This is a genomic window from Ponticaulis profundi (assembly GCF_042659465.1).
GTDB lineage: Bacteria > Pseudomonadota > Alphaproteobacteria > Caulobacterales > Hyphomonadaceae > Ponticaulis > Ponticaulis profundi.
This window is the reverse complement of the sequence record NZ_JBHSSW010000004.1, coordinates 69,135-76,455: the sequence shown is the minus strand read 5'-3', so window position 1 is coordinate 76,455 and position 7,321 is coordinate 69,135. Positions and strand designations below refer to the sequence as shown.

At 56.4% G+C, this 7,321-nt stretch carries 5 protein-coding genes; all 5 read right to left on the bottom strand.

All coding sequences use genetic code 11. The annotated features are described in order from the left end of the window. Window positions 1-114: 114 nt before the first annotated feature. Genes ACFQDM_RS03640 through ileS form a run of 5 tightly spaced genes read right to left on the bottom strand, consistent with a single transcriptional unit; the run spans window position 115 to window position 7,217 of the window. Window positions 115-1,587: a M16 family metallopeptidase gene (locus ACFQDM_RS03640; protein WP_377375619.1), complete on the bottom strand. Its 1,473-nt coding sequence runs from the start codon at window positions 1,585-1,587 to the stop codon at window positions 115-117. 1 nt (window position 1,588) lies between these two features. Continuing rightward, window positions 1,589-2,950, bottom strand: a complete 1,362-nt coding sequence (locus ACFQDM_RS03635; RefSeq protein ID WP_377375616.1) for a M16 family metallopeptidase — start codon at window positions 2,948-2,950, stop codon at window positions 1,589-1,591. Between the two features lie 33 nt (window positions 2,951-2,983). Then, a complete protein-coding gene (locus tag ACFQDM_RS03630; RefSeq protein ID WP_377375613.1) occupies window positions 2,984-3,559 on the bottom strand; it encodes a DUF3035 domain-containing protein in 576 nt (191 codons plus the stop codon). A gap of 45 nt (window positions 3,560-3,604) precedes the next feature. Next, window positions 3,605-4,210, bottom strand: a complete 606-nt coding sequence (gene lspA / locus ACFQDM_RS03625) for a signal peptidase II (protein ID WP_377375610.1) — start codon at window positions 4,208-4,210, stop codon at window positions 3,605-3,607. Further along, window positions 4,203-7,217, bottom strand: coding sequence for an isoleucine--tRNA ligase (gene ileS / locus ACFQDM_RS03620; RefSeq protein WP_377375607.1), 3,015 nt, complete (start codon window positions 7,215-7,217; stop codon window positions 4,203-4,205). Before ileS ends, lspA begins: the two co-directional genes overlap by 8 nt. Window positions 7,218-7,321: the final 104 nt, after the last annotated feature.

Below are 7,321 nucleotides of genomic sequence, written 5' to 3'. Positions count from 1 at the left end.
AGCGCCAGAGCCCGAATAAGAACTACCCATTTTATGCCCCCAATAGAAAAGTGGCGCGTTCCGTATGAAACGCGCCACGAAGCTTGAGTGACAACTCAAAAATTGGCAAGCGGTCTAATCAATCTCGTTCTCGTTTGAATCGAGCGGGACCGGCTCATAGTCCTCGCCAGCCAGATATGCCTCAACCATTCCGTCAATCTGAGACATGCCCACAGGCTGTCCAACGGTCACGAAGGTGAAGTTTTCCGGTTTCAGATAAGACGCAGCCACGCGCTTTACATCTTCCAGCGTGACGTCGTTGATCTTGTCATTACGCGTCGCGATGTAATCCATGCCGAGATCAAACTGTCGAATGCCCATCATTTGTGAGGCAATCTTCGTATTGGTGTCGAAACTCAGCGGATAAGCACCGGTGATATAGGCCTTGGCATCGTCCAGTTCTTTCTGAGTTGGACCTTCGGTTGCCATTTTATAGAGCTCGACCTTTGTCCGTGCGATCAGCTCGCCGGCCTTTTCATTCATCGTCTGCGCTGAACCCGCCCAGCTGCCCAGATGCTCCATGGTCGAGAGGCTGGTATAAATACCGTAGGTCAGCCCCTGCTTTTCGCGGATCTCATCCATCAGACGCGCGGAGAAACCGCCGCCGCCAAGAATGTAGTTCGTCACATAAGCTGCGAAAAAGTCCGGATCATCGCGCATCAGTCCGGGCGCCGAGAACACCACGAGCGTTTGGGGTTGTTCCAGTTCCTTCAGAATTGGCTTTTCCAGCGCCGGCTTGAACATGACGTCAGCGACATCTGTTGTCTCACCGGTTTCAGGAAGCACAGAGAATGTGTCTTCCATGACGGCTTTCAATTGTTCCGGCGTGATGTCGCCGACAGCCGTCACGACCATTTTGTCCTTGGTCATAATGGCGTCGCGGCGGGCGATGGCGTCTTCAATGGTCACAGCATTGACGCTGTCTGCTGTCTCATACCGCGTATAAGGATGCGCTTCCGGATAGAGCTCTTCCATCAGCGCGCGCGCGGCAATCGTCCCCAGCTGGGTTTCAGAGCGTTTCACAGCGATCTGGGTTTCTTCGACGGCCCGTGCAAACGGTGCCTCATCGAAGCGCGTTTCCGACAAACCAAGACGCACCATATCCATGGCGTCTTCGAAGTTTTCCGAAAGCGTGTACATGGAGCAGCTCGTCCAGTCTTTGCCGGTCGAACAGCCGAACGTCATGTTCAGCTCTTCCATGCGCGTTGCATAGGCTTTGCTGTCCAGATCCCCGGCGCCCTCATTCATCATGTAGACCATGAGCTGAGACGCACCTTCCTTGCCTGCCGGATCATTCACTTCACCGCTCTTCCACGCCATTTCCAGCGCCACAATCGGAATGGAATGTTCGCTGACAAGCCAGGCAGAAACGCCGTCTTCAGTGACAACTTTCTGAATATTGGAAAGTCCGGTTTCTTCCTTTTTCTTTGCCGGTGCAGCCGTTTGCGACGTTGCGCTTGTTTCCGCAACCGGCGCATCGGTGGTGGTGGTTGCACATGCACCCAACAGCAAGAGGCAGGAAACGCCTGCTAGAAGCCCTGTTTTCATCTTAGCTCTCCGGCTCAAGCAGTTTCGTTGTGATCGATGGCTGGCCCTTCACATATTTGGCCAGCACCTCACGCACCTGTTCAGCGGTGACGGTCTCCATCACATCATTCCAGTTCATAATGCTTTCAAGCGACTCGCCGCGCGCCCGTGACGCGCCATAGAGACGGGCCATGGAGGCCTGACTGTCTCGCTCAAAGATCGAACTTGCCACAAGGTTGGACTTGGCCCGTGCCAGTTCTTCTTCTGTTGGCCCGGTTTCGATGAAATCATCCAGAACCGCCTGAGCTGCTTTTCCGACTTCATCCAGATCAACACCACGTGCCGGAGACACACCAAGCGCGAACGGACCGCCCGCTTTTAACGTCGTCCAGCTCCAGGCATAGGCATCCACCGCAACTTTCTGCTCTTCGGCCAGTGTCTGATAGAGACGGCTGGTGCGGCCGCCGCCAAGGATCTGCGCAGCGAGGTCCAGCGCGTATGGATCAATGCCGGCATCCGGCAGGCTGTAGGAGGTGCCCTGCCAGTAACGGCCCCAGTCTTCCTGACGAACCTTCGGGTCTGTGTGCGTAAGGGTCTGCGATTCTTCGAGCGGCTGAACCTGTGGCCAGACACGCTTGGTCAGATCGCCTTTCGGGGCAATCGCGCCATAGATGTCTTCAGCCAATGGGCGAAGTTCCTCGGCGGTGATGTCACCTGCAACGATGAGGATCGCATTTTCAGGCCCGTACCATTCGCCATAGAACTGAACGGCGTCCTCGCGCGTCAGGGCTGCGACTTCGTCCATATGGCCGATAACCGGAATGCCGTAAGGGTGATCCTTGTAGAGCGATTCCATCGTCATTTCGAACAGGATCGCGCCCGGATCGTTTTCAATGCGCTGACGACGCTCTTCCTTCACGACATCGCGCTCTGGCAGCACCTGATCATCGGTCAGAAGCAGGTCCGTCATGCGGTCTGCTTCCATCCGCATCATGGTTTCCAGACGGTCTTTCGCGACGCGCTGGAAGTAGGCGGTGTAGTCCCAGCTGGTGAACGCATTGTCCTGGCCACCATTCCGGGCCACGATTTTGGAGAATTCACCGGCAGGAATATCGTCTGTCGCCTTGAACATCAGGTGTTCAAAAAAGTGCGCAATGCCGGACTTGCCTGGCAGTTCATCTGCCGCACCGACCTTGTACCAGACCATATGGGTGACGACAGGTGCGCGGTGGTCCGGAAGCACAATCACCTCCATACCATTGTCCAGCATGAAGGTTTCCGGCGCCCATTCCTCACTCGCCTCTGATGCGAGGGCAGGAACCGCCGGTATGGCGGTGGACAGCAGGAGGGCCCCTGCGAGGGCCATGAAACGAATGGATCGCATTGGGACTCCCCGAATTTTGCAGATCAACTGTGTTTAAGTACCAGGGAGCTTATAGCCGCCTTTGCCGCGCTCGATCACAACCGGCTCGCCACCTGTCGCAGCATTGACCGAGTTGATCTGTTCAAGGCGTGTTGCTTCCTCGTCAGCGTCCAGCGGGTTGCCTTCAGCGTCCGTCTCGGAATTGCTGAGCGGTACGAAGTTCATGATCTGGCTGACAAAACCGCCATTCTTGCGGACGATTTCGGCATCTTCGTAATCAACGCGCGTACGGATGGTTGCGTCCGTTGCGGTTGCACCGGCGGCAGCAACGAGTGCCATTTCGCCAGCAGACGCTGTCTGACCTGTGTCGCGACCGAACAGAATGGTACGTCCGCGGGAGCTTGGATCCAGTTCGCGCGGCAGCTCTGCACCGGTAGCCGGTGGGCGCAATGCGAATTCCGGCGGCACGACCAGCGGCGCTTTCGTGACGACGTTGAATTCGTCCGGTGTCTTCTTACGAATGCCAGCCGCATTGCCAAGCGTGTTGCATCCGGTGACCGCTACTGCAGCGATGGCAACGCTACACAGCGCAAACGCCCTAGAATTCATGATACCTGCCTTTTTACTCATAGCTCTTCATAGCCTTAGCGCGCTTTTTTCAAAGCTTCCAGCCGCCTATTCATGACGATGGAGTAAGAATTGGTCCACCAGAAGCAAGATTGCCCCCACTGTAATCGCAGCGTCGGCAATATTGAAGACATAGGGAAAGCCCAGTCCGAGGCGTCCATCAAGGTCCCAACTGGCGGTAAAAATACCTTCGACCCAGCGTAAAGCCTGCGGAAGGTCAAACTCGATCCCGAACCAGGGACCCGAGAAATTGAAGAAATCCACAACCGCGCCGAATCGGAAACGGTCGACAAGATTGCCAAGCGCACCGCCAACAACGAGCGCGAGTGAAAGCGCCGTGATGCGATGCTTCGCCTTAAGCAGCCATGCAAAGAAAAGACCGCCGACAGCAAGCTGAAGGACAAACAGCGCCCAGCGCCCCCAGCCTTCAGACTGTGCGATCCCGAAGCTGAAACCACGGTTCCAGACCATAGACAGATCCATGATGCTGGACAGTTCGACATGGCCACATGGCCCCGTGCGCGCCAGACACTCATAGGCATTGAAGACATCGGCCCGCAAAATCAGGTGCTTGGTGAGTTGATCCACCACAAACACGACCAGAATGATGGTCAGCGCCCAGATGGCGCGAGCCGGTATCGTCGATTTAGCCATTATGTGTCGCATCCCATTCGCGAACAGCATCTGCATCGCGTGGCGTGATGTCCGGAAAATCCGGATCGGCATCTGCCGGATTGAAGTATTTCCAGCTGCGTGCGCATTTGCGCCCTTCTGCCTTGCCGACAACGACAGCGACGCCAGCAATGTCTTCCAGGCGGAACGCAACGCCCGGTGATGGCGCATCGGTCAGAATGGCATCCGATGTGATGAAGATGTCTTCCGGGCTTTCCCCGTCAAAGGCATCGCGTAACGCAGAGTCTTCAATGTGTACGATCGGAGCGGCCTCAAGCGATGAGCCAATCGTTTTCTCGCGACGCTCAATCTCCAGCGCACCGGTGACAACGCGGCGGACCTTGAAGATCTTCGCCCACTTTTCAGCGAGCGCATCATCTTTCCAGTCAGCCGGTGTTTCCGGGAATTGCATCAGATGCACACTGTCGACCTCGTCAGCAAAGCGGCTTTGCTGGAAGGCTTCTTCCGTCGTGAACGGCATGATTGGCGCGAGCCAGACACAAAGACGCTGCAGCAGAATGTCCATGACGGTGCGGACCGAACGGCGGCGCGTTTCGCTCCACGGGTCGCAGTACAGACTGTCTTTCCGGATGTCGAAATAAACCGCCGACAGATCCACACCGCAGAAATTGATCAGCGTGGACATGATCTTCTTATAGTCAAAGTTCCGGTAGGCCGTCTCAACGATCTTGTCGATTTCAGCGACGCGGTGCAGCACCCACTGCTCCAGACCCGGCATATCGCTTCGGCCGACATGTTCGCGCACGGTGAAGCCTTCAAGCGCGCCCAGCAGGTAGCGGAAGGTGTTACGGAGGCGGCGATAACTCTCGACATTCGCTTTCAGGATCTCGTCCGAAATACGAAGATCCTCTGTGAAGTCTGACGTTGCCGTCCACAGGCGCAGGATCTCGATGCCGTTCTTTTCCGCGACTTCCAGCGGGTTCACCGTATTGCCGAGAGATTTGGACATTTTGCGTCCCTCCCCGTCAACGATGAAGCCGTGCGTCACGACAGTCTTGTAAGGTGCCATGCCACGCGTTGCACAGCATTCCAGCAGGCTCGACTGGAACCAGCCACGGTGCTGGTCAGAGCCTTCCAGATACACGTCAGCCTGACCGGTCTCATCATCGATGACACCGCGCTCACGCAGACAGAAGGCGTGCGTCGTACCGGAATCGAACCAGACATCGAGAACGTCCGTGACTTTTTCCCATTCGTCCGGATTGGCATCCTCGCCGAGCAGGTCTTCCTTCGGCGTGGTGAACCACGCGTCCACGCCGCCTTCCCGGATGGTTTCCAGAATACGGTCATTGATGGACGATGCCATTTGCAGAACCGTATGCGGCTCGCCTTCGGCATTCACAAACAGGGTCAGCGGAACGCCCCAGTTGCGCTGGCGAGAGATCAGCCAGTCCGGGCGTCCCTCGACCATGGAACGGATGCGGTTCTTGCCCGCAGCCGGCACGAACTGTGTCTGCTCAATGCCTTCAAGGGCTTTCTGACGAAGCGTCTTGCCGGCCTCATCGGCCTTGTCCATCGCAATGAACCATTGCGGCGTCGCGCGACGAATAACCGGCGCCTTTGAACGCCAGGAGTGCGCATCACGCAGACTTGTCATGCCGCGCGCCAGCAATCCGGATTGCTCCATCAGGGCTTTCAGGACTTCTGCGCCCGCCTTGCCATCCTGACCGCGCTTCTTGCCGGAGGTCCGAATGATATCGAGCCCGGCAAAACGAGGGACGAAATCACGATAGCAGCCATTCTCATCAACGATGTCGCGAATGTCTTTCGCGGTGTGGCCATTGTTCAGATAGACGAGATAGTCATCCTCACCATGGGCCGGTGCTGTGTGCACAAAACCGGTACCGGCATCATCGGTGACATGGTCGCCGTTCAGCATCGGGATAGGCTGATCCCAATACCCTTCGGCCCAGTCCGCACCATGAAATGGGTGCTTCAGCTTCCAACCTGTCGGATCAACTGTTTCCAGCTTTTTCCACTCGGTTGCTTTTGCGGCTTTGAAAACACTTTCTGCCAGCGCGTCAGCAACGAGGATCTTGTCACCCGGCGCGACCCATGGCTGGAAGCCGAGCTCTTCTTCTGAAGCAACGGCTGTGGCTTCATAAAGCCCGTAAGAAATCTTAGAACTGAAGCTCACGGCCTGGTTTGCAGGAATGGTCCATGGCGTCGTTGTCCAGATGATGACCGATGCATCTTCCGGACCGCCTTCAGCCACCTGGAACTTCACCCAGATCGTGGTCGCCTTGCGATCGTGATACTCGACTTCGGCTTCCGCCAGGGCGGTCTGCTCGACCGGAGACCACATGATCGGTTTCATGCCGCGATACATCAGACCGGACATGGCAATGCGCAGGAATTCTGAAACGATCTTCGCTTCGCTCTCATAGCGCATGGTCAGATAAGGACCGGTGTTCGGGTCTCCATCCTGTTCAAACCATTCGGCCTGAACGCCTATGCGTCGGAACTGCTCGCGCTGAACATCGATCCAGTGCGCTGCATAATCACGGCAGGCTTCGCGGAACTCAGAACCGGAGACCTGCTCCTTGGTTTTGCCCTTGGCGCGGAACTGTTCCTCGACTTTCCACTCGATCGGAAGGCCGTGGCAGTCCCAACCGGGAATGAAACCCGCATCATAGCCAAGCATCTGGTGAGAGCGACAGACAATGTCTTTCAGCGTCTTGTTCATGGCGGTGCCGAGGTGAATGTCTCCATTCGCGTAAGGCGGTCCGTCATGATAAACGAATTTCGGGCGGTCTTTGCTTTTTGCCCGCAGGCGCTCGTAAAGCGCCATTTCATCCCATTTCTCAATCCATTTCGGCTCGGCCTTCGGAAGGCCCGCGCGCATTGGGAAATCGGTTTTCGGCAGAAACAGCGTTTCGCGATAGTCGCGGGCGCTATTGTCGTTTTCGGGTGTCTGGTTCACGTCCTGCTCAGCCATTTGTAGATCGTCTTCCTGATCAGCAGACAAAAGTGTTTTTCAAAGAGGGTGCAAAAACAAATATCCCGACCGTAGCTGACTGTCAGCGTACGGCCGGGCCGCTAATTCGATTGACGTCTATGAAAGCGGTTCGG